The sequence below is a fragment of the Serratia marcescens genome, from assembly GCF_029846115.1.
Taxonomy (GTDB): Bacteria; Pseudomonadota; Gammaproteobacteria; order Enterobacterales; family Enterobacteriaceae; genus Serratia; species Serratia marcescens_L.
Map to the genome: position 1 here is coordinate 2,111,134 of NZ_JARVZZ010000001.1, position 25,518 is coordinate 2,136,651.

Consider the following 25,518-nt stretch of genomic DNA (forward strand, 5'->3'; position numbering starts at 1 on the left):
TCAATGCGAAAAAGGAATATCGATGGGCATCAAACGTCTCAATCACGCCGTGCTGTATGTCAGCGACGTGCGGCAGAGCGCCGACTTTTATCATCAGGTGTTGGGGTTTAAGCTCAAGCCGTCCGACAGCCCCGATCGGGCGGTGTTTACCCAGGCCGCCGATTCGGACAACGATCACGATTTGGCGCTGTTCAGCAAGAACCTGGGCCAGCAGCGCGCCGGGGTCTTTCGCGCCAACAACGAGCCGCCGGCGGAGCATGAGCCACCGGCTGGGTTGTACCATCTGGCCTGGGAAGTGGACAGCCTGGAGGAGCTGGAGCGCATTCGTCACCAGTTGGCCGAACGCGGCATTCTCGGGCTGGAAGAGGATCACGGCGTGCACAAGAGCATTTATGGTCACGATCCGGACGGGCTGCTGTTCGAGGTGACCTGGTTTATTCCGCCGGCGCTGCTGACCGACGAGGACAAAAACCAGCAGGGGATCCGCCCACTGGATTTCGCCGCCGAAAAGCGGCGTTTCGCCGGCCGGTAAGCGGCTCGGGTACGGGGCGCCGCGGCGCCCCGACGATCACAGCACTTTGTTGAGGAAGTTGACGGTGCGCGGATGCTGCGGCTGAGCCAGCACTTGCCTGGCATCGCCCTGCTCGACAATCTGCCCGTCGACCATAAACACCACCCGATCCGCCGCTTCGCGCGCAAAGCCGATTTCATGGGTAACCACCACCAGCGTGACGCCCAGATCCGCCAACCCCTTTATCACGTCCAGCACTTCGCCGACCAGCTCAGGATCGAGCGCGGAGGTGGGTTCATCGAACAGGATCACCTTCGGGTTCAGCGCCAATGCGCGCGCAATGGCGATGCGCTGCTGTTGGCCGCCGGAGAGGTGGCGCGGGTAGGCGTCCGCCTTGTGGCGCAGCCCGACGGTGTCCAACAGCTCATAGGCGACCGCTTTTGCCCGTTCGCGGGAGTGGATCTTGTGCACCACCGGCGCTTCGATGATGTTTTCCAGCACCGTCAGGTGCGGGAACAGGTTGAAATTCTGGAACACATAGCCGACGTTGATGCGTTGCCGAAGGATGGCCTTTTCCTTCAGCTCATACAGCCGGTTGCCCTTGCGGCGATAGCCGACGTAGTCGCCGTCGATGCGGATAAACCCCTCATCGACGCGCTCTAGGTGGTTGATCGCCCGCAGCAGCGTCGACTTGCCGGAACCAGAAGGGCCGAGGATCACGGTCACGGTACCCGGCTGCAGCGTCAGGCTAACGTCGTCCAACGCTTTGTGTTTGCCGAAGAACTTGCTGACGTTGCTGATTTCGATCAGGCCGCGTGCCGGCACCGGGGTGAGATTGCGCGCCGGCTGCTCGGGCAAGGCATAATAATCAATGGCTTCAGACATGTGGGTCTCCTAACGTTTTAGCCAGCCGGCCAGTTTCTGCCAGGGCGTCGGCGGCAGTTCGCGCACTGCGCCTCGGGCGAAATAGCGCTCGATGTAGTATTGGATCACCGACAGTGCGGTGGTGATGAACAGATACCAGACGGTGGCGACCATCAGCAGCGGTATCACCTGCTGGGTGCGGTTATAGATCACCTGAATGGTGTAAAACAGCTCCGGCAGCGCCAGCACGTAAACGATTGAGGTGCCTTTCGCCAGGCTGATGATCTCGTTGAAGCCGGTCGGAATAATGGAGCGCAGCGCCTGCGGCAGAATGATGCGGAAGGTGCGGCGATAGCCCGGCAGGCCCAGCGCCGCCGCCGCTTCGTGCTGGCCGTAATCCACACCCAGGATGCCGCCGCGGATGATCTCGGCGGTGTAGGCGGACTGCACCAGCGTCAGGCCCAGCACCGCCACGGCGAACTGGCCGAGAATGTCGATGGTCGGGTAGCTGGCGAACACCACGGAAGTGAAGGGAATGCCCAGCGAGATGGCCTCGTACAGGTAGGAAAAGTTGTACAGGATGATCAGCACCAGAATCAGCGGCAGTGAGCGAAACAGCCAGATATAACCCCAGGCCAGCGACGCCAACAGGTAAGAGCGCGACAGCCGCGCCAGCGCCAGCAGGGTGCCGAACAGGATGCTGAACAACGTGCCGAGCAGCGTCAGCAGCAGGGTTTGCCCCAGCCCCGCCAGCACCGCCGGCGCGAAGAACCATTCGGCGAACACGCCCCACTCCCAGCGCGCGTTGCCCGCCACCGATTGCACGATGGCGGCCAGAATAAACAGCGAAAACAGCGCGCCGATCAGCCGCAGCGGATAGCGGGCGGGCACCACTTTCAAGACGTCTTGTTTGGACATTTTATGTCTCCTGATACAGATAAAGGGGCCTTAGGCGATTTTCCTTTCCGACGCGCAACAACACGCGTCCTCTGCAATCAGGCTTTTGCGGAACGGCAGGCGGCCATCGTAGGGCGGGCGGCTGTAAACCTCGCTGTCGACGGTGGGATCGAACTGCGGCTGATACCCGTTGCGCAGATACAGGCCCACCGCTTCGGGCTGGCGAAAACCGGTGGTCAGATAGAGCCGGCGATATCCCTGCGCCAGCGCCAGCGTTTCGAGCTGCTGTAACACCCGCTGCGCCAGGCCCTGGCGCCGCAGATCGCCCCGCGTCCAGATGCGCTTCAGCTCGGCGGTTTGTGCGTCATAGCGTTTGAAGGCGCCCATGGCGATCGGCGTGCCGGCGCGCAACAGCACGATGAAGGCCCCTTGCGGCGGCGCGTACAGATCCAGCGCTTCCGGTTCCTGGTCACCAAAATAGTCGCCGTAACGCTGGCGATATTCGCCGAACAGCCCCTCGATCACCGGGGCGATCAGCGGATCGGTCGGCAGCGTTTGAATGAAGGTGTCTTGCGTCATCGCGCGCTCCTAATCGCCCAGGCCGGGCGGGTTGATTTCCGACTGCGCAAGGCGTTCGACGCTCTCGCCCCAGCGGTTGAGCACCCGATCGTACTGCCCGCCGCGGATCGCGCCGTTCAGCGCTTCGTTCACCGCCTGCACCAGCCCGTTGCCTTTACGGGTGGTGACGGCGATGTGCGCCGCCTTGGGCCAACCGCCTTCCACCGTGCCCGCCAGCCGGGTGCGGCCGTTCAGCGCCGCCTTATAGGCGCCCAGCACGTTCGGCCCGAAGTAGGCGTCGGCCCGACCAGACTGGATCGCCAGCGTGGCGGCCGCATCGTCGGTCACGTAGATCGGCTGGAAGGGTTTGAGCCCCTGCTGCTGATTCTGCTTGTCCCACGCCAGCAAGATGGCTTCCTGATTGGTGCCGGAGCCGACGATAATTTTTAATCCGGCGATATCGGCAGGCTGTTTGATCGTCGCGATCTTGCCGCCGGTTTTGACGTAAAAGCCGAGCGAGTCGATGCGGTAGGTGGCGAAGTCGAAGCGGGTTTTGCGCTCTTTGGTCACGGTGACGTTGGTGATGGCCGCATCATACTTGCCGGAAACCACCCCGAGCGGCCAGTCTTCCCACGAGGTTTGCACCACGTTAAGCGTTAGGCCCAGGCTGTCGGCCACCAGCTGCGCGATATCCACTTCGCTGCCGATCAGCCGCCGGTTGTCGGCAGCGAACAGCGCCAGCGGCGGCGTGTTGAGCGCGGCGATCGCGACGGTGAATTGGCCCGGCTTCACGAAGTGGAAATCGGCCGGCAGTTTGGCGATCGCCTGCGGATTTTTCGGCGCGTGGATCGGGATTTCATTGGCCTGTAAATCGATGCCGGTGCCCGCCTGCGCGGCGCCGGTCAGGCTCAGCAAGGCCGCCACGAGGGCGGCGGTAACGGTTTTCTGCATAGCGGGTATCCCTGAAAGCGATCTTATTATTGGGTGAATCTGTTCAACGGGCGCTTCAGGCCCAGGTGTTCGCGCAGCGTGTCGCCGTGGTACGCCTGGCGGAACAGGCCACGTTGTTGCAGGACGGGCACCACCCGATCGACGAAGTGGCCGAAGGCGTTGGGCGTACCGCCGCTGATGATGAAACCGTCGGCGGCTTTGCCGTCGAACCAGCGTTGCAGACCGTCCGCCACCGCTTCCGGCGTGCCGCTGAACACCGGGCGCGGCGAGGCGGCCTCCAGCGCTACCTGGCGCAGCGTGAGATTACGCTCGCGGGCGCTGCGCTTGATGGCGTCGGTGGTGCTGCGGAAGCTGTTTTGCCCCAGATCGCCGATGTCCGGGAAGGGCGCGTCCAGCGGATGACGGGCGAAGTCGTAATGCTCGAAGTAGCGGCCGAGGTAGTTGAGGGCATTCTCGATGCTGACCAGGCGGGCGGTCTCCTGGTACTGGCGCTCGACGTCCGCGTCGTCGTCGCCGACGATCACGCTGACGCCCTGGAAGATGCGCAGGTCGTCCGGTTCGCGCCCCTGTTCCACCAGCTGCCGCTTCACGTCCTGATAGAAATCCTGTGCCTGCTCAAGCGTGTCGTGATGGGTGAAGATCGCATCGGCGTGTTGGGCCGCCAGATGCTTGCCGTCTTCTGAGGCGCCGGCCTGGAACAGGATCGGGCGCCCCTGCGGCGTGCGGCCGATGTTCAGCGGCCCCTGCACCGAGAAGAATTCCCCCTGGTGATTGAGTGTGTGCAGTTTGCCGGTGCGGAAGAATTCGCCGCTGGCCTTATTACGCACGAAAGCGTCGTCTTCCCAGGAATCCCACAGCCCTTTGGCGACGTCGAGAAATTCGCCGGCGATACGGTAACGCAGGCTGTGTTCCGGGTGTTCTGTGCGCGAGAAGTTTTTGGCCGAGCCTTCCAGCGGCGACGTCACCACGTTCCAGCCGGCGCGGCCGTTGCTCAGGTGATCGAGGCTGGCGAACTGGCGGGCGACGGTGAACGGATCGCTATAGGAGGTGGAGAGGGTGCCCACCAGGCCGATTTTATCGGTGGCGGCGGACAGCGCGGCCAGCAGGGTGAGCGGTTCGAAACGATTAAGAAAATGCGGAATGGATTTTTCGTTGATATATAACCCATCGGCGACGAAGACGAAATCGAATTTCCCCTGTTCGGCTTTTTTCGCCGAGGCGATATTAAATTCGAGGTTAATGCTGGCGTCGGCGGTGGCGTCCGGATGGCGCCAGGCGGACATATTTCCCGATGCGCCATGCAGAATGGCGCCCAGGCGCAATTGCCGTTGATTATTCGCGTTGTCGCTCATCGTGATTATCCTGTCATGCGCCGCAGAGGCGCGCGGTGTCTGATGGGTTCACTATTGATGAGCGGCGGCGGGATGTAAAACAACAAAACAGCATATTCAAATGTTGAAAACTGCAAATATCATGACGGGTGAAATAATAAAGCCCGACGCGGCATGTGCGGCGTCGGGGAAATACTACTTTTCATTATTCAGGCGTTGCTGAGGGCTTTTTCCGGCGCGGTGGTTAATTGTTGCAGCGTGCGTTCCGCCAGCAGCGTGAAATATTGCGCGGCGGGGAACAGGGCGCGTTCATCGGGATTGAAACGCGGATGATGCAGACCGAACTCGCTGGCGGAGCCGATGCTGACGAATACGCCCGGCACGTGATGCAGATACAGCGCGAAATCTTCACCGCCCATCTGCAAGTCCGCCTCTTCGACCTGGTAGCCGGCCTCGGCGGCGACGGTTTTGCTGAACGCCGCCCAATGGGGGTCATTGATCACCGCCGGCGGCCCCGGCTGCCAGCGGAGTTCGGCCTGTGCGCCCAGCGCGGCGGCAATGCCGTCGATCACCTGGCGAATTTTGTCCGGCACCTGGCGGCGCACCGCATCGCTGTGGGTGCGCACCGTGCCTTCCAGCTCCACGGTTTGCGGCAGCACGTTCCAGGTATTGCCGCCTTCGATGCGCGTTACGCTCACCACCAGTGATTCCAGCGAGCTGAAGCTGCGGCTGGGCAGCGTCTGCAGCGCGCCGACGATCTGGCTGGCGGTGACGATGGTGTCGACGCCCTGTTCCGGTTTGGCGGCGTGGGCGCCCTTGCCGGTGATGAGGATCTGGAAGCGATCGACGTTGGCGTAGAACGGCCCTGCGCGGGTGGCGAAAGTGCCGGTGGGCAGCTCCGGCGCATTATGCAGGCCAAATACCGCCGCGACGTTATCCAGTGCGCCGGCGTCGATCAGGTGCCGGGCACCGTTGAAGGTCTCTTCCGCCGGCTGGAAGAAGATGCGCACCGTGCCGGGCAGGTCGGCCTCACGCGCTTTCAGCAGGTGTGCGGCGCCGAGCATCACCGAGGTATGAAAGTCGTGGCCGCAGGCGTGCATCACGCCGCGGTTTTGCGAGCTGAAGGGCACGTCGGCGATTTCGTCGATCGGCAGGGCGTCGATGTCGCCGCGCAGCGCGATAATCGGCCCCTTGCCGCTGCCGATCTCCGCCACGACGCCGGTTTTCAGCGCCAGCGGCAGCAGACGAATGCCCGCCTCTTGCAGCCAGCGCGTCAGCCGGGCGGTGGTGGCGAATTCGTGATTGGAAAGCTCCGGGTTTTGGTGCAGCTCACGCCGATAGGCGATGATTTTGTCTGCCAACTGGCTGGTCATAGGCTTGGCTCACAGTGGGAAATAAACCCTAACCCTAGTGCAGCGGCCGCCGAAGCAAAAAGACCATCTGGTTATATTTCATAGCGATTGCGTCTGCACGGGTGCGTCAATGCTGGGGTAAGCGGGCGGGTTTGGGCGTTCGCGCGTTGTTCGCCGGCGCATGGAGAGGATTGACCTGGAACGGTAACTTATCGCAACCGGTGCAATGCATTTACACCGGACAACACGGATTTTTTCACTCTTTATCGGATTTCTGTGATCGCGGTGGTGGACAAAATCCTGCCTGCTTGCTGTACTGTAATCGACACAGGTTTTGTGTCTTTCATTCACGTTAAAGGTAAGTTTGATGTCTAAGATTAAAGGTAGCGTTAAGTGGTTTAATGAATCCAAAGGCTTCGGTTTCATTACTCCGGAAGATGGTAGCAAGGACGTTTTCGTTCACTTCTCTGCCATCGTTAGCAACGGTTTCAAAACGCTTGCTGAAGGCCAGCGTGTAGAATTTGAAATCACGAACGGTGCCAAAGGCCCATCTGCCGCTAACGTTACTGCTATCTAAGCTGCGTAGCTGAATTTCTTAAAACCCGCTCATTGAGCGGGTTTTTTATTGGGTACGTTATGCCTCGCTACGGCGGCCTAACAGACTGAACAGCAGGATGGCGACGGCGTAGCAGCCGACGATGGTCAGCGCCATCGACAGGCTGGAAGTGCCGCCCAACCCGGTGAGCGGCACGGCGCAGGCACCGAGCGCGAACATGCACACGCCGATCAAGGCCGACGCGCTGCCCGCTTTGTCACCCTGGCTTTGCATGGCCAGCGAAGAGGCGGTCGGGCCGACGATGCCGATCACCGCCACCGAAAAGAACAGCGGGACCAGCAACAATACCAGTGGCGCATGCAGCGCGGCGGCCAACAGCAGCAACAGCGACGCGACGGCCGCCAGCGTTAGCCCGCCCCTCAACACCCGACGCTCCCCCCAACGTGAACTGAGGCGGCTGGCCAGCTGCGCCGCAATGATCAGCCCGACGCCGTTAATGGCGAAACACAGGCTGAACATCTGCGGGCTGAGGCCGTAGATCTGCTGCAAGACGAAAGGCGAGGCGCCGATATAGGCGAACATGCCGGCCATCACGAAGCCCTGCGTCAGGCACAGGCCCATGAAGTAGCGTTGGGTCAACAGACTGCCCAGCGACATCAGCATCGCCAGGATACCGCCCTGGCTGCGGCGTTCTACCGGCAGGGATTCGCGCAGTTTCAGCGCCGACAGGCTGAACAGCAGCACGGCGATGGCCGCCAGCACGCCGAAGATACCGCGCCAGTTCATCACCTGCAGCATAACGCCGCCCAGTACCGGCGCGACGATCGGCGCCAGGCCGTTGACCAGCATCAGCAGGGCGAAGAAGCGGGTCAGCTCATGGCCGGCGTACAGATCGCGGGCAATGGCGCGGGAAATCACCGCGCCACCGGCGCCGGCGATGCCTTGCAGCAGGCGGGCGATCAGCAACTGGTCAATGGTGGGCGCCAGCGCGCACCACAGCGAAGCGCCCAGTAGCAGGATCAGCGACAGCAACAGCGGGCGCATGCGGCCCAGTTTGTCGCTGTAAGGGCCGAAAATCAGCTGGCCGACGCCCAGACCGAGCAGCCCGGCGGTCAGGCTGAGCTGCGCGGCGGCGGTGGAGGTATTCAGCTCGCCCGCCATTTCCGGCAGGGCGGGCAGGTAGAGATCGGTGCACAGCGGCCCCAGCGCGGCCAACAGGCCAAGCACGACGGCGTACACCAGACGTTGTCTGGCTAAGTGTTTGGTCATGGGAGATTAAGATTTCCTGAACAGGTGAGAAATGGCCTGCTGATACAGATCGCGCAGCAGGGACGCATCGGCTTTTTGCGTGGTAAGGATACGGTAACCGGTGCCTTCGCTCATGACGGCGATAAATTCCACCCGCGCGGCGATCTCCTCCGCGCTGAAATGGGGATACAGCCGCTGCAGATTGTGGCACACGTGGCGAAACAGCCGCGCTTCCGCATCGCTGAGCATTTTGGCCACCACCGGGTTGCGCGTGGCTTCGGCGGTCACTTCCAGCATCAGCATGTGATCGGTTTCGCTTTCGCCCGGCTGCTGAAACAGCGTGCGCGCCGCCAGCGTGCCGGCGATCAGGTTGATGTGATCGCCAAGGTTTACCAGTCGCTGCATCTTGCTGGCGATGATGCGGTTGACGATCTCCTCGATAATCGCGTCTTTATTGGCGAAATAGCGGTAGATTTGCCCGACGCTGAGCTGCGAGCCCTGGGCGATTTCCGCCATGCTGGCGGCGTGGAAGCCGTGGCGGCGGAAGCTGGTTTTCGCCGCTTCGACGATCTGATCGCGACGGGCCTGCACCTTGGCCTGTTTACTGTCGTTGGGGGAGAGCATCTGCCCGATCCTTTGCTACGCGTGAGCCGGGTTCACATTTTTGGGTGTGAACGTTCATTCTCAATTGTAGTGTAATCGGCCGGAAAGACGCAAGATGAACGCGTGCTGCGGGGAAAAGGCGCTTAAGCGAACAGGTAGGATTTGATAAAGGCGGCGACGATCAGCACGCACAGCGCAACGGCAATCGCTTCGGCGGCGGTTTTCGGCAGGCTAAACATAGCGGTTTCTCATCCAGTCAGGAGTACTGGATGAGATTATGCGCATGCAAGATTAAGGAAACATTAAGGCTTAGCGCCCGTTGACCCACATCACCAGCATGAAAGCCAGCAGCGTCATCGCCAGCGATCCGGCCAGGTTGAGCAGCATATTGGCCAGCGCCCAGCCGAAGCGGCCATCCTGCATCAGGTACACCACCTCCAGCGAAAAGGTGGAGAAGGTGGTCAGGCCGCCGCAGAACCCGGTGGTGATCAGTAATTTCCAGGTGGGATCCAGATGCGTCATGCGGGTGAAAATCGCCATCGCCAGGCCGATGATAAAACCGCCGATCAGATTGACCATCAGCGTACCGAGCGGAATATGGGCGTTCAGCGGATTCATTTTCATGCTTACCGCCCAGCGTAAAACGCTGCCGACGCCGCCGCCGATAAATACGGCCAGTAAAGAGCTCAACATGGGGCAACTACCTTTCAATCAGAGAAATTCACGGGACTCGGAAAGGGACAGGCGTAACGCTACGCGCCTCTCTCCGAGAGGTTACGTAGACATCATCAGCCTGTGAAGGCGGTTAGGGAGGAATGTCATCTCCAGCGTGCCGCACGGCCTTTTTGCCGTACCCGTTGGATGTTACACCTAACGCCGCCTATTTTGTAGTATCGACAACCTGCGAGGTCACCCCATGGAAATCAGAACGGCGCGCCTGAGCGATCGCCAGGCTATCGCCGAATTAATGACGGCGTTGGATTATCCCGGCACCGAAGCGTTTCTGACGCAGCGGATGCGCCAGCTGCTGGCGCATCCGGACGAGGCGCTGCTGGTGGCGGTGGAAGGCGAGCAGGTGCTGGGCGTGCTGTCGCTGCATTTTCTGCCGCAGCTGGCGTTGGCCGGCGACATTGGCCGCATCAGCTATTTTTGCGTCGACGATCGGGCGCGCGGCGCGGGGGTAGGGCGGCGGTTGCTGGTGGAGGGCGAGATGCTGGCACGCCGTCGCGGCTGCGATCGCTTGGAGGTCCATTGCCACAGCCGCCGCGAGCGGGCGCATGCGTTTTACCGGCGCGAAGGCTTTGTCGAAGCGCCGAAGTATTTTGCCAAATTATTAAACCAGTAAGTTAGTCGCCCGTCGGCGCCGCCGTTTCCAGCCGATTGCGGCCATTTTGCTTGGCCCGGTAAAGCGCGCCGTCGGCCGCTTTCAGCCAGTCCAGATAACCGCCCAGCGTGGGGTGGTAGTTGGCGATGCCGGCGCTGATCTGCAGCCGCAGCTGTGGCGCCTCTTTGAAGATAACGGCGTCCAGCCGCTGTTGGATGCGCCGCAGGACGATTTCCGCCTGTTCAGCGCTGGTGTTCGGCAGCACCGCGCCAAACTCGTCGCCGCCGTAGCGCCCGACGATATCCACGTTGCGCAAGCCGATCAGCAGCTCTTCCGCCAGCGCCGCCAGGGCTTCATCCCCCAGCGCATGGCCGAAGGTGTCGTTGATGGTTTTGAAGCGATCGATATCCATCAGAATCAGCGTGGCGTTGTCCTGGTAGCGGCGGCAGCTGTCGAACTGGCGATGCAGCAGATGCTCCCAGTGGCGGCGGTTGTACAAGCCGGTCAGCCCATCGCGGGTGCTGATGCGTTGCAGCTCCTGTTTCTTTTCCGCCAGCCGCTTGGCGGTGCGGTAGGTCACCAGGCCGAGCAGCGTCGGGTAAAGGTAGATCATCGGCAGGCACAGATAGATTTGTAGCGGCGTGCTGTGCGGGTGGAACGGGAAGCCGAGCAGCGCGCCGGTCAGCGCCGCTGCGGCCAATTGAATCGCCAAGCCTTTGACAAACAGTGCCTTACCGGCCGAAGCGATGTTGTTCATGCTCATCATCGACAGGATGACAATCGCTGGCAGCGCGTTGAACGCCATCATCGCGGCCCAGAAGCCGCCGAAGGCGGAGTCAATCAGCAGATTGCGGATCTCGGCTTTGAACGGATCTTTGGCGCGGCAGGCCAGGCGGTAGGCGAGATGCGGCCAGAGAAAACCGTGAAAGGCCAGCAATAGCCAGACCGCTGTGGGCGGGGCCAAGGGGTAGAGCGCGGCGCAAACGCAAATAAAGCCGAGCCCCAGGCCGGCGACGCGGGGCAGATAGGTGCGTTTGGCGAAGCTGAGGCCGGATTTTCGGGCATCGAAAATGGGTGGAGCAATATACATCCGGCCTCTCCCTGATAAGTATCACGGCAGCGTATCATGCGGGTGATAAACTAAGAATAGTCTGGGATTCATGCCGCGGGGCCGCGTGGCATTCCTGCGACGGATCTCACTCTGTTACATGTTGCGGTTGTGCGAGCGGGGGGAAAGTCGCTAAATATTCGCAGGCAAGGTCAGTTTTTCTCGCTGTTCACGCAGCGCTCTATGATAAGAAGGTGAGTATGGAAGGTATCAGTATTACCAAACTTCTGGTGATTGCGGTATTGGTGATTTTACTGTTCGGCACCAGCAAACTGCGCACGCTCGGTGCCGATCTTGGCGCGGCGCTGAAAGGCTTTAAAAAAGCCGTGGGCGACGACAGCACGCCGCCGGCCGCCGGCAACAACACCGCCGAGAGCCAGTCCGCTCAGCAGAGCGTCGAAAAGAAAGACGTTTAGTCCCGTCTGACGGCGCGCAATAAAAAACGGATGCCTTGCGGACATCCGTTTTTTGGCGTTTCCGCCGTCTTTAGCGTAACAAACTATTACGCGTTATTTCACTTCCATCCCTTTGGCCTGTAGATCGGCGTGGTAAGACGAACGCACGAACGGGCCGCAGGCGGCGTGGGTGAAGCCCATCGCCATCGCTTCTTCTTTCATCTCGTCGAACTCGGCTGGGCTGACGTAGCGCTGCACCGGCAGGTGGTGACGGCTCGGCTGCAGGTATTGGCCCAGCGTCAGCATGGTCACGCCGTGGCGGCGCAGATCGCGCATCACTTCGACGATTTCCGCATTGGTTTCACCCAGGCCGACCATCAGGCCGGATTTGGTCGGGATATCCGGGTGCGCTTCTTTAAAGCGCTCCAGCAGCTTCAGCGACCACTCGTAGTTGGCGCCCGGGCGCACCTGGCGATATACGCGCGGCACGTTTTCCAGGTTGTGGTTGAACACGTCCGGCGGCGTGGCGGTGATGATCTCCAGCGCGCGATCCATACGGCCGCGGAAGTCCGGCACCAGCGTTTCAATTTTGATGTTCGGGCTCTTGGCGCGGATGGCCGAGATGCAGTCGGCAAAGTGCTGAGCACCGCCGTCGCGCAGATCGTCGCGGTCAACCGAGGTGATTACCACGTAACGCAGCGCCATGTCGGCGATGGTTTGCGCCAGCTTTTCCGGCTCGTTGGCGTCCGGCGCGATCGGGCGGCCGTGGGCCACGTCGCAGAACGGACAGCGGCGGGTGCAGATAGCACCGAGGATCATGAAGGTGGCGGTGCCGTGGTTGAAGCACTCGGACAGGTTAGGGCACGAAGCTTCCTCACAGACGGAGTGCAGGCCGTTCTTACGCATGGCGGCTTTGATGCCTTGAATGCGCGTTGAATCGGCAGGCAGTTTGATCTTCATCCACTCGGGTTTACGCAACAGCTCCTGCCGTTCGGTGACCACCGTTTTGACCGGGATCAGCGCCATTTTGTCAGCATCGCGGTATTTGACGCCGCGTTCCATCTGAATTGGTTTACTCATAATCGTGCAGGTTCCAGTTACGAAGCTCGACCGTCTGGTAGCCGAGTAAATGAACAAATTCCTGTACCAGGATTGGGTGTATGTCTTCAATGCCAACGCCGGGCGCCAGCGCGCTGACCTGCGTCATTTGCATGCCGGCGTAACCACAAGGGTTGATGCGTTGGAAGGGGCTGAGATCCATCGCCACATTCAGGGCCAGGCCGTGGAATGAGCTGCCTTTGCGGATCCGCAAACCCAACGAACAGATTTTCTGCTCCCCCACGTACACGCCCGGCGCATCCGGACGGGCGCGCGATTCGAGGCGGAAGTGGGCGAGGGTGTTGATAACCGTATCTTCTATTGCCGTGACCAATTGGCGTACGCCGACCTTGTTGCGTTTCAGATCGACCATCACGTACATCACCTGCTGGCCCGGCCCGTGGTAGGTCACCTGGCCGCCGCGATCGCTCTGGACAACCGGGATATCGCCGGGCATCAGCACGTGTTCGGCTTTGCCGGCCTGGCCCTGGGTGAACACCGGGTGATGCTGCACCAGCCACAGTTCGTCCGGCGTAGTCTCGGTACGTCTGTCGGTGAAGTTATGCATGGCTTGGGATACAGGCGCGTAGGGCTGCAACCCCAGCTGACGCAAAATGATCTTGTCTGGTTGCAAAAGAGTCATCGTCAGGTTACAGAAGTGGTAAAGCCATTATACCGGGCGCTCCGGTCTGCGGCCAGCCTTTCGCTGACCAAAAATGCGCAACCCGGGAAGACGCTGCGCCATCCCGGGTTGATAAGCAGGGTTTTATGCTGGGATTACAGCACCATGCGAACAATTTCAATATTGCCCAACTCTTCGTACAGGGTTTCGACCTGCTCGATGTGAGTGGCGTTGATGGTGATGGAGACCGAGTGGTAGTTGCCTTTGCTGCTCGGCTTAACCTGCGGGTTGTAATCGCCCGGTGCATGGCGCTGCACCACTTCAACTACCTGGTCAACCAGCTCAGGCTGCGCCAGGCCCATCACCTTGTAGGTAAACGAGCAAGGGAATTCGAGCAGTTCGTTCAGTTTAGTTTTTTGCATGTGCGTGCGCTCCAGAGTGCTAGCTAATCTATAAATTATAACTCCCGCCGGGGCGGGAGTTAATGTTATTCAGTATATGGGGGCAATTTCGCCCGTTTCAACCGTTAACCGAACCAGTGGTGGAACATCAGTTTGATGTAGTCCACGATGCGGCTGAAGAAACCGCCTTCTTTCACTTCGTTCATCACCACCAGCGGACGCTGGTCGATGGTTTTGCCGTCCAGCTGGAAGTTGATGCTGCCGACCACCTGGTTTTTCGCCAGCGGCGCGTGAATTTCAGGGGTGTTCAGCACATAGCTGGCCTTCAGATCTTTCATGCGGCCGCGCGGGATAGTCAGGTAGACGTCTTTGTCCACGCCCAGCTCAACGCGGTCGGCATCGCCGAACCAGACCGGCTCGGAAGCGAACTCTTTACCGACTTTCAGCGGTGCCACGGTTTCAAAGAAGCGGAAGCCCCAGGTCAGCAGTTTCTTGCTTTCGGCTTCGCGGCCTTTGTAGGTGCGGCCGCCCATCACAGCGGAGATCAGACGCATCTGGCCTTCGGTCGCCGAAGCCACCAGGTTGTAACCCGCCGCGTCGGTGTGGCCGGTTTTGATGCCGTCGACGTTCAGGCTGTTATCCCACAGCAGACCGTTGCGGTTCATCTGGCGGATATTGTTGAAGGTGAACTCTTTTTCTTTGTAAATCGCGTACTCTTCCGGCACGTCGCGGATCAGCGCCTGGCCGATCAGCGCCATGTCGCGCGCCGAGCTGTATTGGCCCTGGGCATCCAGGCCGTGTACCGTCTGGAAGTGGGTGTTCTGCAGGCCCAGCTTGCTGACGTAGGTGTTCATCAGGTTAACGAACGCGTCTTGGCTGCCAGCGACGTAGTCGGCCATCGCCACGCAGGCGTCGTTACCGGATTGCAGGTTGATGCCGCGGGTCAGTTTAGAGACCGGCACGCGATCGCCCGGCTTCAGGAACATCAGCGAGGAGCCTTTGAACACAGGGTTGCCGGTCGCCCAGGCGTCCTGGCCGACGGTCACCAGATCGTCCTGGCCAATTTTACCCGCTTTCAGCGCCTGGCCGATGACGTAGCTGGTCATCATTTTGGTCAGGCTGGCCGGATCGCGACGCGCGTCGGCGTTCATCTCGGCCAGCACCTTGCCGGAGTTGTAATCAATCAGGATGTACGCTTCCGCATCGATCTGCGGGACACCTGGGATCATGGTTTTGATGTTAACGTCATCGGCATGTGCAACGGAGGCTGCGCTCATTGCGATAACGGTGCCGAGGGCGATGCTTTTGATTAAGCGAAAAGAAGTTACTTGTTTCATGATCGGGACTACAACATCCGTGAAAGTAAAGTTAAAAAACGAGCCACACTATAGCAGATGCGATCCCGGCAGGCATTACCCATTCATCTGACTAATTGCGGTTAGAGAACTTTTAGCTGCAAGAAAATGTTTCAGCTAAATAACCGCTTATCAGCCGCGAATGCCCGCCGGGCTTAACGCTCAGGGTGCAGCAGTAACGAAAGACTGTTGTTGCGCTTCGCTGGCCAGGCGTTGCTGCAGCTGAGCCGCCTGCTGACGGCTGCTGAACGGGCCGAGCTGGACGCGATAAACGTTGCCGTTGGCGGCCACTTTGCCCGGCACGCCAAACTGTTGGCTCAGGCTTTGCTGCCAGCTCTGGGCGCGCTCGGCGCTGCTCAGCGCACCGACCTGCACCACGTAACCGCCGGAGGAGGACGCGGCAGCCATGCCGGCGGCTGCGGCCCCGGGCGCGACCGGGGCGGCCACGGAGGCGGCTTCAGGCTCGGAACCTTCCAGCACGCCGGCCGGTAATGCGCTTGGCGCGCCGAGGAAACCGCTGCGGCCGTTGGCGGCGTTGCCGCCGGCGGCTGGCGCGTTGTTGTCGTCGGTGCGCAGGGTACTGTTATCAATCGGGCGCACCGCCGCGCCGCTGGCGACCGGCACGTCCTGTTGGATTGGGGTACCCATGCCGCTGGCGCCGAGATCCGGGCGCGACGGCAGGGCATAACTCTGTTTCGCCACGATGGTGCCGATGGTGCCCGGGCCGCTCAGCGTGCCGTCCGGCGCCACGTTGATGAAATCGACTTTGACCTTGGTGTTGTTGGACAGGTTGAGGCGATCGGCGGCGGCTTTCGACAGATCGATGATGCGGCCCTTAGTGTAAGGCCCGCGATCGTTGACGCGCACCACAAGTTGGCGGCCATTGGCCAGGTTGGTGACGCGTACATAGCTCGGGATCGGTAAGGTCGGGTGCGCCGCGGTCAGGCCGTTCGGATCGAACTGCTCGCCCAGCGCGGTGGTGTTACCGTTGGCTTCTTCGCCATACCAGGCCGCCAGGCCGGTCTGCGAGAAGTTCTGCGGATCTTTTACGATGCGGTAAGTATCGCCATTAACCTTATAATCCTGCATGTTGTTAGGGTTATAGGGTTCATATTGAGGCTCGACGCCACCGATTTCCACCACCGGGCCGTTATACGGCTGCTGTGGCGCCTGTTGTTCCGTGGTCGGGGCGGTACAGGCGGAGAGCAACACCGCCGCGACGCCGATCCAAAGCCATTCCTTACGCATTACTCACCTCTTATAAACTTTTAGACAGCATTTTCCGATGCGTGTGGATCGACATGATGATGCCGAAACCGGCCATCAACACTATCAGCGCCGAACCCCCGTAACTGACCAGAGGCAAAGGTACGCCAACTACCGGCAAAATGCCACTGACCATACCGATGTTAACAAAGACATAAACGAACAAAATCAGCATCAAGCCGCCGACCATCACGCGGCCGAAGGTGGTTTGCGCCTTGGCGGCGATCATCAGCCCGCGAATGATCACCAGCAGGTAGAGCGCCAGCAGCACCAACACCCCGATCAACCCCAGCTCTTCGGCCAACACGGCGAAGATAAAGTCGGTATGGCGCTCCGGCAGGAACTCCAGCTGCGACTGGGTGCCGTGCAGCCAGCCTTTGCCGGACAGGCCGCCGGAGCCGATGGCGATCTTCGACTGAATGATGTGATAGCCGGCGCCGAGCGGGTCGCTTTCCGGATCGAGCAGCATCATTACGCGGTCGCGTTGATAGCCATGCATCAGGAAGAACCACAGCACCGGGATAAAGGCCGCCAGCGCGACGGCGGCGACGGCGATCAGTTTCCAGCTCATGCCCGACAGGAACAGCACGAACAGGCCGGAGGCGGCGATCAGGATCGAGGTGCCCAGATCCGGCTGCGCGGCCACCAGCAGCGTCGGCAGGAAGATTAGCACCAGGGCGATGGCGGTGTTTTTCAGCGAAGGCGGGCAGACGTCGCGGTTCATAAAGCGCGCCACCATCAGCGGCACGGCGATCTTGGCGATTTCCGACGGCTGGAAGCGCACCACGCCGAGATCCAGCCAGCGCTGCGCGCCTTTACTGATCTGCCCGAAGGCGTCCACCAGGATCAGCAAAATCACGCAGAAGATATACAGATAGGGCGCCCAGCTTTCGTACACGCGCGGCGGGATTTGCGCCATGACGGCCATTACGATCAGCCCCATGACGATCTGCCCGATCTTGCGCTCCATCATGCCGATGTCCTGGCCACTGGCGCTCCACATCACGAAGGCGCTGTAGACCAGCAGGGCCAATATCAGCAGCAGGAACGTCGGGTCGATGTGGATTTTGGTCCAGATCGAGCCTTTTTGTTGGCTTTCAGTCATGTTCTACCTTAGTCACCTTCTACGCCAGGCGGCAGCGGGGCCTCGCTTGGCAATTGCGTATTGTTGTCGCCCAGCATGATATGGTCGAGGATCTGGCGGGTGATGGTGCCCACCGCCGGACCGGAGCCGCCGTTTTCCAGAATGATGGCGACCGACACCGTCGGGTTGTTGAACGGCGCGAAGGCGGTCATCAGTTTGTGATCGCGCAGGTGCTCCGCCAGTTTGTGGGCGTTGTAGGTTTCGTAGCCGAATACCTGTGCGGTACCCGATTTTGCCGCGGCTTTGTAAGGTGCGTCCGCAAAGTACTTGCGCGCCGTCCCGTTCGGACGGTTGGCCACCCCGTACATGCCGTCTTTGGCGATTTCCCAGAAGCCGGAGTGAATATCGCCGATCTGCGTACTCTCTTCTTGTTTGAACGGCACCAGCGCGCCGTTGACGCGGGTGCTCTGCAGCAGGTGAGGCGTTTTGACGGTGCCGTCGTTGATCAGGGTGTTCAGCGCTTTGGCCATCTGGATCGGCGTGGCGGTCCAGTAACCCTGGCCAATGCCTACCGGAATGGTGTCGCCCTGATACCACGGTTTTTTATAGCGCTTCAGCTTCCACTCGCGCGTCGGCATCAGGCCGGAACGCTCTTCGGACAGATCGATGCCGGTGTACTGGCCGTAACCGAATTTGGTCAGCCAGGTCGACAGCCGATCGATCCCCATGTCATAAGCGACCTGATAGAAATAGGTATCTGCGGACTCTTCCAGCGCCTTGGTGACGTTCAGCCGGCCGTGGCCCCATTTTTTCCAGTCGCGGAAGCGTTTTTCCGAGCCGGGCAACTGCCACCAGCCGGGATCGAACACCACTGTGTTCTTGGTGATCACCCCGGCGCTGAGCGCCGACACCGCGATATAAGGTTTCACCGTCGACGCGGGTGGGTAAACCCCCTGCGTGGCGCGGTTGATCAGCGGGCGATTCGGATCGTTCAGCAGCCCCTGATAGTCCTTGCTGGAAATGCCGTCCACGAACAGGTTCGGGTCGTAACTCGGGTTGGACACCATCGCCAGGATGGCGCCGGTGCGCGGATCGCTCACCACCACCGCGGCGCGGCTGCCCACCAGCAGCTGTTCGATGTAGCGCTGCAGGTTGAGATCGAGCGTCAGGTAGACGTCCTGACCGGCGGAGGGCGGCTGCTCGTGCAATTGGCGGATCACCCGGCCGCGGTTGTTGACCTCGACCTCTTCATAGCCGGTTTTGCCGTGCAGCGTGTCTTCGTAATAGCGTTCGATGCCCAGCTTGCCGATATCGTGGGTGGCGGCGTAGTTGGCCAGCTTGCCGTCTTTGTCCAGGCGTTCGACGTCGCGGTCGTTGATCTTCGACACGTAGCCGGTGACGTGGGTGAGGGCGGATCCGTAAGGATAGTAGCGGCGCTGGTAGCCTTTCACTTCCACGCCGGGGAAGCGGAACTGATTGACCGCAAAGCGGGCGACCTGCACTTCGGTCAGCGCGGTTTTCACCGGAATGGAGACGAAGCGGCGCGAACGCTTGCGCTCTTTTTCGAAATTGGTGATGTCGTCGTCGGTCAGATCGACCACCGTGCGCAGCGCCTGCAGCGTGGCTTTGAGATCGTCGACCTTCTCCGGCATCAGCTCCAGCTGATAAATGGTGCGGTTGAGCGCCAGCGGGGTGCCGTTACGATCGTAGATAATGCCGCGGCTGGGCGCGATGGGCACCAGCTTGATGCGGTTTTCGTTGGAGCGGGTGCGGTAATCCTCGACGCGGACCACTTGCAGATTATACAGGTTGGCGATCAGGATGCCGGACAGCACCAGGATGACCAGGAACGCCACCAGGGCGCGGCGTACAAACAGGGCGGATTCAGCCGTATAGTCGCGAAAAGGGTTACGTTCTATTTTCATCCCGCTGCTTTATTTCACTCTGTCACGGTCACCACCGGCTATTCCCGGTGGTAAGGATGATTTGTAGTAATACTCCAGGCGCGGTAGAGGCTTTCGGCCACCAGGACGCGCACCAAAGGATGCGGCAGCGTCAACGGAGAAAGTGACCAGCTCTGCTCGGCAGCGGCTTTGCAGGCGGGCGCCAGCCCTTCCGGGCCGCCGATCAGCAAGCTGACGTTGCGGCCATCTTGCTTCCAGCGCTCAAGCTGCTGCGCCAACTGCGGCGTTTCCCACGGCGTGCCTGGAATATCCAGCGTAACGATGCGGTTGCCTTTGCCCACCGCCGCCAGCATCTGTTCGCCTTCCTTGTCCAGAATGCGCTTGATGTCGGCGTTTTTTCCGCGTTTTCCCGCCGGGATCTCGGTCAGCTCAAACGGCATATCTTTGGGAAAGCGGTGCAGGTAATCCATAAAGCCGGTTTGCACCCAGTCTGGCATTTTGGTGCCGACCGCCACCAATTGCAGTTTCACCGCTTAGCTCCAGAGTTTTTCCAGCTCGTACAGGCGACGGCTTTCTTCCTGCATCACGTGCACGATCACTTCGCCCAGATCGACCACGATCCAGTCGGAGGCTTCCTGGCCTTTCATGCCGTACAGCTCCATGCCTGCAGCACGGGATTCCTGCACCACGTGGTTGGCGATCGACATCACGTGGCGAGTCGAGGTGCCGGTGCAGATGATCATGCAATCGGTGATGCTGGATTTGCCCTGGACGTCCAGAGCGATAATGTCTTGGCCTTTCAGGTCATCGATTTTATCGATGACGAAATCTTGGAGCGCTTTACCTTGCAAAGGTTCCCCCTCGGGTGTGTTCTGTTCAGTCGGCTGCGGCGGGCAAAATGCGCGCGCCGCAGCGTAACCGGATAATGGTTTCGGCAGGCTGCCGCTGAAAGCCAGCTAACTGGTGACTGCCCGGCCAGCTAAGGTTTCCGGGGTTTTCAGCGGATACCTGAAAAATAGCGGCGCAGTATATCACGCACCTTTCGCTAGCGATATAAACCCTGCAACTCGATATAGCGCTGCACCGGGCGTGGCAGCAGGTCGTCGCAGTTGAGGCCCTGATGGCGGCGCTGGCGGATCTCGGTAGCGGAAATTTCCAGCTCCGGCGTATCGGCCAAATAGATATGGCCGTGCGGGCGACGGCTGAGCAGCGCCGGGTCGGCGGTGCGATGGCGTTCCAGCCACTGCTGCAGCTCCGGCGTGTCCATGCGATCGTTATAGCCCGGGCGCGCCAGCACCAGCAGATGGCAGACGTCCAACAGCGCCTGCCAGCGGTGCCACTTATGCAGCGTCAGCAGCGAGTCCTGGCCAATAATAAACGCCAGCGGCTGGGCGGCGCCACGCTCTTTACGAATCGTTTCCAACGTCTCGATGGTGTAGGAGGGGGTGGTGCGGTGCAGTTCGCGATCGTCGACCGCAAACAGCGGGTTGCCGGCGATCGCCAGCTCGACCATCTTCAGGCGCTGCTGCGCATTGGCCTCCGGCTGCGGGCGGTGCGGCGGCACATGGTTAGGCAGCAGCGTGACGCGATTCAGGCCCACTTCGGCGGCCAACGCTTCCACCGGCCGCAGGTGGCCGTAGTGGATCGGGTCAAAGGTGCCGCCAAACAGCGCGTGCAAAACGGTGGGGTGTTCCGGATTAGTGGGCATCGCTAAAACTCGTGGCCAGGGGTTTGCCGCACAGCAGCATCGACAGGGTTTCCAGTTCCGGCCAGACCGACTGGCCATAGTCCTGCTTGAGGGTCAGCTCGATTTGCGTCAGCAGCTGTACCGCCTGCTGCAGCTGGGGGCCGGACAGGCGTTGCAGCGCCTGGGTCACCAGCGGGCGGCGGTTCTGCCAGACCTTGTGCTGATCGAACAGCGTGCGCAGCGGCGCGGAAGCCATGCGGCGCTGCAGCGTCAACAGCAGCAGCAGTTCGCGCTGCAGAGTGCGCAGCAGGATCACCGGCTCCACATCCTCTTGCTGCAGCTGTTGCAAGATATGCCAGGCGCGCTTGCTCTTGCCGGCCAGCAGAGCATCCAGCCAGTGGAACGGCGTGAAGTGGGCGGCGTCGTTCACCGCCTGTTCGACGCGCGGCAGCGTGAGCTTGCCGTCCGGGTGCAGCAGCGACAGCCGCTCCAGCGCCTGCGACAGTGCCAGCAGGTTGCCTTCGTAGCAGTAGCACAACAGCTGATTGGCGGCATCGTCCAGCTCCAGCTTCATCGCCTTGGCGCGCGTGGCGACCCAGCGCGGCAGCTGCGCCTGTTCCGGCGTCTGGCAACTGACGAGGGCACCGTTTGGGCTGAGCGCCTTGAACCAGGCGCTGTTTTCCTGCGCTTTGGTGAGGCGCGGGCCGCGCAGGATCAGCAGAATATCCTCGTGCAGCAGCGTGGCGAGTTTGGTCAGCTGTTCGCCGATCGGCGCCGTCGGGCCGTTTTCCGGGAAGATCAGCAGCAGCGTCTGGCGGCTGGCGAACAGGCTCATCGCCTGGCAGATGCCGAAGATGGCGTCCCAGTCGGTATGGGCGTCGAGGGAAATGCTGTAGTGCTCGCTGAACTGCTGCTGTTGCGCGGCCTGCCGGAGCAAATCCTGGCTTTCCTGCAGCAGCAGCGGTTCATTGCCGCTCAATAAATAACAAGCGCGCAGCCCCTCTCGGAGCTGCGCGGCAAGTTGTTCCGGATAAATGCGGATCATTGTGCGGTTTGGCTTGCCGCTCGTTCGCCGGCGGCAGCGGCTTTCTGCCGGTTCTCTTCTTCCGCCGCATGCACGGTCAGCAGTTTGCGCACCAGCTGTTGCGCCGCCTGCTCACGCATTTCCTGGCGAATGATCTCCTGTTCGGAGTCCTTGGCCAGCGCGGTCAGCGGGTTGTCGAAGAAGGAACGGAACACTTTCACCGACAGCGGATACAGGTCATGGCCCGGGATCAGCACCTGCGCCTGCACGGTCAGTACCAGCTGGTACTCGGCGGTTTTACCGTCCTGGAAGATCGAAGCGGTGTCCTGGCTTTCCGTCGCGCCGAGGATGCGCAGGGAAGGCACGTCTTTACGCTTCGGATCGCTGACGATAGTCACGTCGTTCAGACGCAACTGCTCACGCACCGCGCGCGTCAACGGGCCGTAAGGGTCAGCGCTGTCCAGGATCAGCGTTTTCATTTCATTCGGCACCTGCGTGGTGCCACGCAGGTGAAAACCGCAGCCGGCGGTGACCAGCACCGCCAACCCCAGCAACAGCGTCAGAATACGTTGTCGCACAACTCCTCCTTGTGTTAACCCACAACCAGGTTAAGCAGTTTGCCCGGAACGTAGATCACTTTACGAATCGTGACGCCGTCCAGATATTTAGCCACCAGATGCTCTTCGGCAGCGCGCGCGCGCACTTGCTCTTCGGTCGCATCGGCAGATACGGTGATTTTAGCGCGAACCTTGCCGTTCACCTGCACCACCACCAGCTTGGAGTCTTCGACCATCGCCTGCTCGTCGGCAACCGGCCATGGCGCGGTGTCCACGTCGCCTTCGCCGGCCAGCGCCTGCCACAGGGTGAAGCACACGTGCGGGGTGAACGGATACAGCATGCGAACCACGGCCAGCAGCGCTTCCTGCAGCAGCGCGCGATCCTGCTCACTCTCCTGCGGCGCGCGGGCCAGCTTGTTCATCAGCTCCATCACGGCGGCGATCGCGGTGTTGAAGGTCTGACGGCGGCCGATATCGTCGGTTACCTTGGCGATGGTTTTGTGCAGATCGCGGCGCAGCGCTTTCTGATCTTCAGTCAGCGCCGCTACGTCGAGCGGCTGTACCGCGCCTTTTTCCACGTGATCGTAGGCCAGTTTCCACACGCGTTTCAGGAAGCGGTTAGCCCCTTCCACGCCGGATTCCTGCCACTCCAGCGTCATTTCTGCCGGTGAAGCGAACATCATGAACAGACGTACGGTATCCGCGCCGTATTTTTCCACCATCTCCTGCGGGTCGATGCCGTTGTTTTTCGACTTCGACATTTTGCTCATGCCAGCATAGACCAGTTCGCGGCCTTGCGGATCGGTGGCTTTGATGATGCGGCCCTTGTCGTCGCGCTCGACGGTGGCGTCAACAGGGGACACCCAGACGCGCTCGCCGCTGTTGCCGGTGTAGTAGAAGGCGTCGGCCAGCACCATGCCCTGACACAGCAGGCGCTTGGCCGGCTCGTCGGAATCCACCAGGCCTGCATCGCGCATCAGCTTGTGGAAGAAGCGGAAGTACATCAGGTGCATGATGGCGTGTTCGATGCCGCCGATATATTGATCGACCGGCAGCCAGTAGTTGGCGGCGGCCGGATCCAGCATGCCCTGGTCATACTGCGGGCAAGTGTAGCGGGCGTAGTACCAGGAAGACTCCATAAAGGTGTCAAAGGTGTCGGTTTCACGCAGCGCCGGCTGGCCGTCGACGGTGGTCTTCGCCCACTCGGGATCGGCCTTGATCGGGCTGGTGATGCCGTCCATGACCACGTCTTCCGGCAGGATCACCGGCAGTTGGTCTTCCGGCGTCGGCATCACGGTGCCGTCTTCCAGCGTCACCATCGGGATTGGCGCGCCCCAGTATCGCTGACGGGAGACACCCCAGTCGCGCAGACGGTAGTTGACCTTACGCTGGCCTACGCCCTTGGCGACCAGTTTGTCGGCGATGGCGTTGAAGCCCGCTTCATTGTCCAGGCCGTCGAACTCGCCGGAGTTGAACAGCGCGCCTTTGTCGGTCATCGCTTCGGTGCTCACGTCAGGCCGGCTGCCGTCGAGGTTCAGGATCACCGGCTTGATCGGCAAATCGTATTTGGTGGCGAACTCCCAGTCGCGCTGGTCGTGCGCCGGTACCGCCATCACGGCGCCGGTGCCGTATTCCATCAGCACGAAGTTGGCGACCCACACCGGCAGCTTCTCGCCGCTCAGCGGATGGACCACGAACAGGCCGGTCGGCATGCCTTTCTTCTCCATCGTCGCCATTTCGGCTTCGGCAACTTTGGTGTTGCGACATTCGTCGATGAAGTCGGTCAGCGCCGGGTTATTGCGCGCGCCCTGTTGCGCCAGCGGGTGGCCCGCGGCGACCGCCACGTAGGTGGCGCCCATGAAGGTGTCGGGACGGGTGGTGTAAACCGTTAGCTTCTCTTCGCTGTCCGCCACGTCGAAGGTGATTTCCACGCCTTCGGAGCGGCCAATCCAGTTGCGCTGCATGGTTTTCACCTGCTCCGGCCAGCTTTCCAGCGTGTCCAGATCGTTCAGCAGCTGATCGGCGTAGGCGGTGATTTTGATGAACCACTGCGGGATCTCTTTACGCTCGACCTTGGTGTCGCAGCGCCAGCAGCAGCCGTCGATAACCTGTTCGTTGGCCAGCACGGTCAGATCGTGCGGGCACCAGTTCACCGCCGAGGTCTTCTTGTAGACCAGGCCTTTTTCATACAGCTTGGTGAAGAACCACTGTTCCCAGCGGTAGTATTCCGGCTGGCAGGTGGCGATTTCGCGATCCCAGTCGTAGCCGAAGCCCAGCAGTTTCAGCTGGTTCTTCATGTATTCGATGTTGTCGTAGGTCCACGGGGCCGGTGCGGTGTTGTTTTTCACTGCCGCGCCTTCCGCCGGCAGGCCGAACGCATCCCAGCCGATCGGCTGCAGTACGTTTTTGCCCAGCATGCGCTGATAGCGCGAGATCACGTCGCCGATAGTGTAGTTACGAACGTGGCCCATGTGCAGTCGGCCGGACGGGTAAGGCAGCATGGATAGGCAGTAGTACTTTTCCTTGCTGTCGTCTTCGGTAACTTTGAAAGTCTGCTTCTCTTGCCAGTGAAGCTGTACGTTCGATTCTATGTCTTCTGGACGGTATTGCTCTTGCATGGCGGCCGGTGGTCCTGTAGGTGTAAACCGTTGCCCCGGTCAGAGGCAACGCAATGAACATTTAGTATTCGTAGATCCGCATAGCATAGCTGATAAGACCTCCCGGCAACAACTCCAAGCGCCTGACTCGGCGCATTTAAAAAAAACGCCGCCATGACGCGGCTCACAACCTGCGGATCCCGCGTCTTGCCAAGTGACATCAGT

Annotated in this window: 27 protein-coding genes and 1 riboswitch; of the genes, 4 read left to right on the forward strand and 23 right to left on the reverse strand. The window is 60.7% G+C overall.

The features are described 5' to 3' along the window. Positions 1–22: 22 nt before the first annotated feature. Positions 23–532, forward strand: a complete 510-nt coding sequence (locus tag QDT79_RS09805; protein ID WP_038877409.1) for a VOC family protein — start codon at positions 23–25, stop codon at positions 530–532. 36 nt (positions 533–568) lie between these two features. Here QDT79_RS09805 and QDT79_RS09810 read toward each other — a convergent pair whose 3' ends face one another. From QDT79_RS09810 to QDT79_RS09835, 6 genes are all read right to left on the reverse strand, one after another. Next, positions 569–1,396 carry an amino acid ABC transporter ATP-binding protein gene (locus tag QDT79_RS09810; protein ID WP_015376924.1) on the reverse strand — a complete coding sequence of 276 codons (828 nt, stop codon included), beginning with the start codon at positions 1,394–1,396 and terminating at the stop codon, positions 569–571. Positions 1,397–1,405: 9 nt separating this feature from the next. Continuing rightward, entirely contained in the window at positions 1,406–2,293 is an 888-nt protein-coding gene (locus QDT79_RS09815; RefSeq protein ID WP_063991074.1) for an amino acid ABC transporter permease, read from the reverse strand. A gap of 30 nt (positions 2,294–2,323) precedes the next feature. Next, complete coding sequence (locus QDT79_RS09820) at positions 2,324–2,851, reverse strand: GNAT family N-acetyltransferase (RefSeq protein ID WP_107227266.1); 528 nt, start codon at positions 2,849–2,851, stop codon at positions 2,324–2,326. A 9-nt stretch (positions 2,852–2,860) separates the two neighbouring features. Further along, positions 2,861–3,781: an ABC transporter substrate-binding protein gene (locus QDT79_RS09825; protein WP_063991076.1), complete on the reverse strand. Its 921-nt coding sequence runs from the start codon at positions 3,779–3,781 to the stop codon at positions 2,861–2,863. Positions 3,782–3,807: 26 nt separating this feature from the next. After that, a complete protein-coding gene (locus QDT79_RS09830) occupies positions 3,808–5,133 on the reverse strand; it encodes an LLM class flavin-dependent oxidoreductase (protein ID WP_063991077.1) in 1,326 nt (441 codons plus the stop codon). Positions 5,134–5,321: 188 nt separating this feature from the next. Beyond that, complete coding sequence (locus QDT79_RS09835; RefSeq protein WP_063991078.1) at positions 5,322–6,485, reverse strand: M20 peptidase aminoacylase family protein; 1,164 nt, start codon at positions 6,483–6,485, stop codon at positions 5,322–5,324. 346 nt (positions 6,486–6,831) lie between these two features. Between QDT79_RS09835 and cspE the strand changes: the two genes are divergently transcribed. After that, complete coding sequence (gene cspE / locus QDT79_RS09840) at positions 6,832–7,041, forward strand: transcription antiterminator/RNA stability regulator CspE (RefSeq protein ID WP_004940030.1); 210 nt, start codon at positions 6,832–6,834, stop codon at positions 7,039–7,041. Positions 7,042–7,098: 57 nt separating this feature from the next. On the opposite strand, the gene QDT79_RS09845 is transcribed toward cspE, so the two are convergent. From QDT79_RS09845 to crcB, 3 genes are all read right to left on the reverse strand, one after another. Beyond that, complete coding sequence (locus QDT79_RS09845; protein WP_063991079.1) at positions 7,099–8,289, reverse strand: multidrug effflux MFS transporter; 1,191 nt, start codon at positions 8,287–8,289, stop codon at positions 7,099–7,101. A 6-nt stretch (positions 8,290–8,295) separates the two neighbouring features. Next, entirely contained in the window at positions 8,296–8,892 is a 597-nt protein-coding gene (locus tag QDT79_RS09850; RefSeq protein WP_308316445.1) for a TetR/AcrR family transcriptional regulator, read from the reverse strand. Between the two features lie 288 nt (positions 8,893–9,180). Continuing rightward, the gene (crcB, locus tag QDT79_RS09855) at positions 9,181–9,564 is read right to left on the reverse strand and encodes a fluoride efflux transporter CrcB (protein ID WP_004940022.1); all 384 of its coding nucleotides are present in this window, start codon (positions 9,562–9,564) and stop codon (positions 9,181–9,183) included. Positions 9,565–9,643: 79 nt separating this feature from the next. Next, a riboswitch (Fluoride riboswitch) is annotated at positions 9,644–9,706 on the reverse strand. 81 nt (positions 9,707–9,787) lie between these two features. Between crcB and QDT79_RS09860 the strand changes: the two genes are divergently transcribed. After that, positions 9,788–10,216: a GNAT family N-acetyltransferase gene (locus tag QDT79_RS09860; RefSeq protein WP_063991081.1), complete on the forward strand. Its 429-nt coding sequence runs from the start codon at positions 9,788–9,790 to the stop codon at positions 10,214–10,216. Position 10,217: 1 nt separating this feature from the next. Here QDT79_RS09860 and QDT79_RS09865 read toward each other — a convergent pair whose 3' ends face one another. Beyond that, positions 10,218–11,285: a diguanylate cyclase gene (locus tag QDT79_RS09865; protein WP_308316446.1), complete on the reverse strand. Its 1,068-nt coding sequence runs from the start codon at positions 11,283–11,285 to the stop codon at positions 10,218–10,220. A 218-nt stretch (positions 11,286–11,503) separates the two neighbouring features. On the opposite strand from QDT79_RS09865, the gene tatA reads away from it, so the two are divergent. Then, positions 11,504–11,719, forward strand: coding sequence for a Sec-independent protein translocase subunit TatA (gene tatA / locus QDT79_RS09870; protein WP_060440524.1), 216 nt, complete (start codon positions 11,504–11,506; stop codon positions 11,717–11,719). A 93-nt stretch (positions 11,720–11,812) separates the two neighbouring features. On the opposite strand, the gene lipA is transcribed toward tatA, so the two are convergent. From lipA to leuS, 13 genes are all read right to left on the reverse strand, one after another. Continuing rightward, positions 11,813–12,778, reverse strand: coding sequence for a lipoyl synthase (lipA, locus tag QDT79_RS09875; protein WP_063991083.1), 966 nt, complete (start codon positions 12,776–12,778; stop codon positions 11,813–11,815). Beyond that, positions 12,771–13,439 carry a lipoyl(octanoyl) transferase LipB gene (lipB, locus tag QDT79_RS09880; RefSeq protein ID WP_063991084.1) on the reverse strand — a complete coding sequence of 223 codons (669 nt, stop codon included), beginning with the start codon at positions 13,437–13,439 and terminating at the stop codon, positions 12,771–12,773. The genes lipA and lipB overlap by 8 nt, the downstream gene beginning before the upstream one ends. Before the next feature lie 134 nt (positions 13,440–13,573). After that, complete coding sequence (gene ybeD / locus QDT79_RS09885; protein WP_004940012.1) at positions 13,574–13,840, reverse strand: DUF493 family protein YbeD; 267 nt, start codon at positions 13,838–13,840, stop codon at positions 13,574–13,576. Between the two features lie 104 nt (positions 13,841–13,944). Then, on the reverse strand, positions 13,945–15,156 hold the full coding sequence (gene dacA / locus QDT79_RS09890) for a D-alanyl-D-alanine carboxypeptidase DacA (protein ID WP_004940010.1): 1,212 nt from the start codon (positions 15,154–15,156) through the stop codon (positions 13,945–13,947). A gap of 180 nt (positions 15,157–15,336) precedes the next feature. Then, the gene (rlpA, locus tag QDT79_RS09895) at positions 15,337–16,422 is read right to left on the reverse strand and encodes an endolytic peptidoglycan transglycosylase RlpA (protein ID WP_308316447.1); all 1,086 of its coding nucleotides are present in this window, start codon (positions 16,420–16,422) and stop codon (positions 15,337–15,339) included. Between the two features lie 10 nt (positions 16,423–16,432). Beyond that, on the reverse strand, positions 16,433–17,545 hold the full coding sequence (mrdB, locus tag QDT79_RS09900) for a peptidoglycan glycosyltransferase MrdB (protein WP_004940006.1): 1,113 nt from the start codon (positions 17,543–17,545) through the stop codon (positions 16,433–16,435). Positions 17,546–17,553: 8 nt separating this feature from the next. Next, entirely contained in the window at positions 17,554–19,449 is a 1,896-nt protein-coding gene (mrdA, locus tag QDT79_RS09905) for a peptidoglycan DD-transpeptidase MrdA (RefSeq protein WP_107227271.1), read from the reverse strand. 38 nt (positions 19,450–19,487) lie between these two features. Then, the gene (rlmH, locus tag QDT79_RS09910) at positions 19,488–19,958 is read right to left on the reverse strand and encodes a 23S rRNA (pseudouridine(1915)-N(3))-methyltransferase RlmH (RefSeq protein WP_004940002.1); all 471 of its coding nucleotides are present in this window, start codon (positions 19,956–19,958) and stop codon (positions 19,488–19,490) included. A gap of 3 nt (positions 19,959–19,961) precedes the next feature. Beyond that, positions 19,962–20,279 (reverse strand): ribosome silencing factor, encoded by a 318-nt coding sequence (rsfS, locus tag QDT79_RS09915; protein ID WP_308316448.1) that lies wholly within the window; start codon positions 20,277–20,279, stop codon positions 19,962–19,964. Positions 20,280–20,473: 194 nt separating this feature from the next. Further along, on the reverse strand, positions 20,474–21,136 hold the full coding sequence (gene nadD, locus QDT79_RS09920) for a nicotinate-nucleotide adenylyltransferase (RefSeq protein WP_015376938.1): 663 nt from the start codon (positions 21,134–21,136) through the stop codon (positions 20,474–20,476). Next, positions 21,126–22,160 carry a DNA polymerase III subunit delta gene (gene holA, locus QDT79_RS09925; RefSeq protein WP_063991088.1) on the reverse strand — a complete coding sequence of 345 codons (1,035 nt, stop codon included), beginning with the start codon at positions 22,158–22,160 and terminating at the stop codon, positions 21,126–21,128. The genes nadD and holA overlap by 11 nt, the downstream gene beginning before the upstream one ends. Further along, on the reverse strand, positions 22,157–22,717 hold the full coding sequence (gene lptE / locus QDT79_RS09930) for an LPS assembly lipoprotein LptE (protein ID WP_060440523.1): 561 nt from the start codon (positions 22,715–22,717) through the stop codon (positions 22,157–22,159). The genes holA and lptE overlap by 4 nt, the downstream gene beginning before the upstream one ends. Positions 22,718–22,731: 14 nt before the next feature. Beyond that, on the reverse strand, positions 22,732–25,314 hold the full coding sequence (gene leuS / locus QDT79_RS09935; RefSeq protein ID WP_308316449.1) for a leucine--tRNA ligase: 2,583 nt from the start codon (positions 25,312–25,314) through the stop codon (positions 22,732–22,734). Between the last annotated feature and the right edge of the window lie 204 nt (positions 25,315–25,518).

What these genes read in the sequence shown, in the direction of transcription:
- QDT79_RS09860 (WP_063991081.1), top strand. Translation starts at nt 9,788, where the DNA reads ATGGAAATCAGAACGGCGCGCCTGAGCGATCGCCAGGCTATCGCCGAA.
- QDT79_RS09815 (WP_063991074.1), bottom strand. Translation starts at nt 2,293, where the DNA reads ATGTCCAAACAAGACGTCTTGAAAGTGGTGCCCGCCCGCTATCCGCTG.
- crcB (WP_004940022.1), bottom strand. Translation starts at nt 9,564, where the DNA reads ATGTTGAGCTCTTTACTGGCCGTATTTATCGGCGGCGGCGTCGGCAGC.
- ybeD (WP_004940012.1), bottom strand. Translation starts at nt 13,840, where the DNA reads ATGCAAAAAACTAAACTGAACGAACTGCTCGAATTCCCTTGCTCGTTT.
- nadD (WP_015376938.1), bottom strand. Translation starts at nt 21,136, where the DNA reads ATGCCCACTAATCCGGAACACCCCACCGTTTTGCACGCGCTGTTTGGC.
- mrdA (WP_107227271.1), bottom strand. Translation starts at nt 19,449, where the DNA reads ATGAAAATAGAACGTAACCCTTTTCGCGACTATACGGCTGAATCCGCC.
- QDT79_RS09845 (WP_063991079.1), bottom strand. Translation starts at nt 8,289, where the DNA reads ATGACCAAACACTTAGCCAGACAACGTCTGGTGTACGCCGTCGTGCTT.
- QDT79_RS09810 (WP_015376924.1), bottom strand. Translation starts at nt 1,396, where the DNA reads ATGTCTGAAGCCATTGATTATTATGCCTTGCCCGAGCAGCCGGCGCGC.
- lipB (WP_063991084.1), bottom strand. Translation starts at nt 13,439, where the DNA reads ATGACTCTTTTGCAACCAGACAAGATCATTTTGCGTCAGCTGGGGTTG.
- QDT79_RS09805 (WP_038877409.1), top strand. Translation starts at nt 23, where the DNA reads ATGGGCATCAAACGTCTCAATCACGCCGTGCTGTATGTCAGCGACGTG.
- dacA (WP_004940010.1), bottom strand. Translation starts at nt 15,156, where the DNA reads ATGAAACAAGTAACTTCTTTTCGCTTAATCAAAAGCATCGCCCTCGGC.
- cspE (WP_004940030.1), top strand. Translation starts at nt 6,832, where the DNA reads ATGTCTAAGATTAAAGGTAGCGTTAAGTGGTTTAATGAATCCAAAGGC.
- tatA (WP_060440524.1), top strand. Translation starts at nt 11,504, where the DNA reads ATGGAAGGTATCAGTATTACCAAACTTCTGGTGATTGCGGTATTGGTG.
- QDT79_RS09830 (WP_063991077.1), bottom strand. Translation starts at nt 5,133, where the DNA reads ATGAGCGACAACGCGAATAATCAACGGCAATTGCGCCTGGGCGCCATT.
- holA (WP_063991088.1), bottom strand. Translation starts at nt 22,160, where the DNA reads ATGATCCGCATTTATCCGGAACAACTTGCCGCGCAGCTCCGAGAGGGG.
- QDT79_RS09825 (WP_063991076.1), bottom strand. Translation starts at nt 3,781, where the DNA reads ATGCAGAAAACCGTTACCGCCGCCCTCGTGGCGGCCTTGCTGAGCCTG.
- lipA (WP_063991083.1), bottom strand. Translation starts at nt 12,778, where the DNA reads ATGAGTAAACCAATTCAGATGGAACGCGGCGTCAAATACCGCGATGCT.
- QDT79_RS09820 (WP_107227266.1), bottom strand. Translation starts at nt 2,851, where the DNA reads ATGACGCAAGACACCTTCATTCAAACGCTGCCGACCGATCCGCTGATC.
- QDT79_RS09850 (WP_308316445.1), bottom strand. Translation starts at nt 8,892, where the DNA reads ATGCTCTCCCCCAACGACAGTAAACAGGCCAAGGTGCAGGCCCGTCGC.
- mrdB (WP_004940006.1), bottom strand. Translation starts at nt 17,545, where the DNA reads ATGACTGAAAGCCAACAAAAAGGCTCGATCTGGACCAAAATCCACATC.
- leuS (WP_308316449.1), bottom strand. Translation starts at nt 25,314, where the DNA reads ATGCAAGAGCAATACCGTCCAGAAGACATAGAATCGAACGTACAGCTT.
- QDT79_RS09865 (WP_308316446.1), bottom strand. Translation starts at nt 11,285, where the DNA reads ATGTATATTGCTCCACCCATTTTCGATGCCCGAAAATCCGGCCTCAGC.
- QDT79_RS09835 (WP_063991078.1), bottom strand. Translation starts at nt 6,485, where the DNA reads ATGACCAGCCAGTTGGCAGACAAAATCATCGCCTATCGGCGTGAGCTG.
- rlpA (WP_308316447.1), bottom strand. Translation starts at nt 16,422, where the DNA reads ATGCGTAAGGAATGGCTTTGGATCGGCGTCGCGGCGGTGTTGCTCTCC.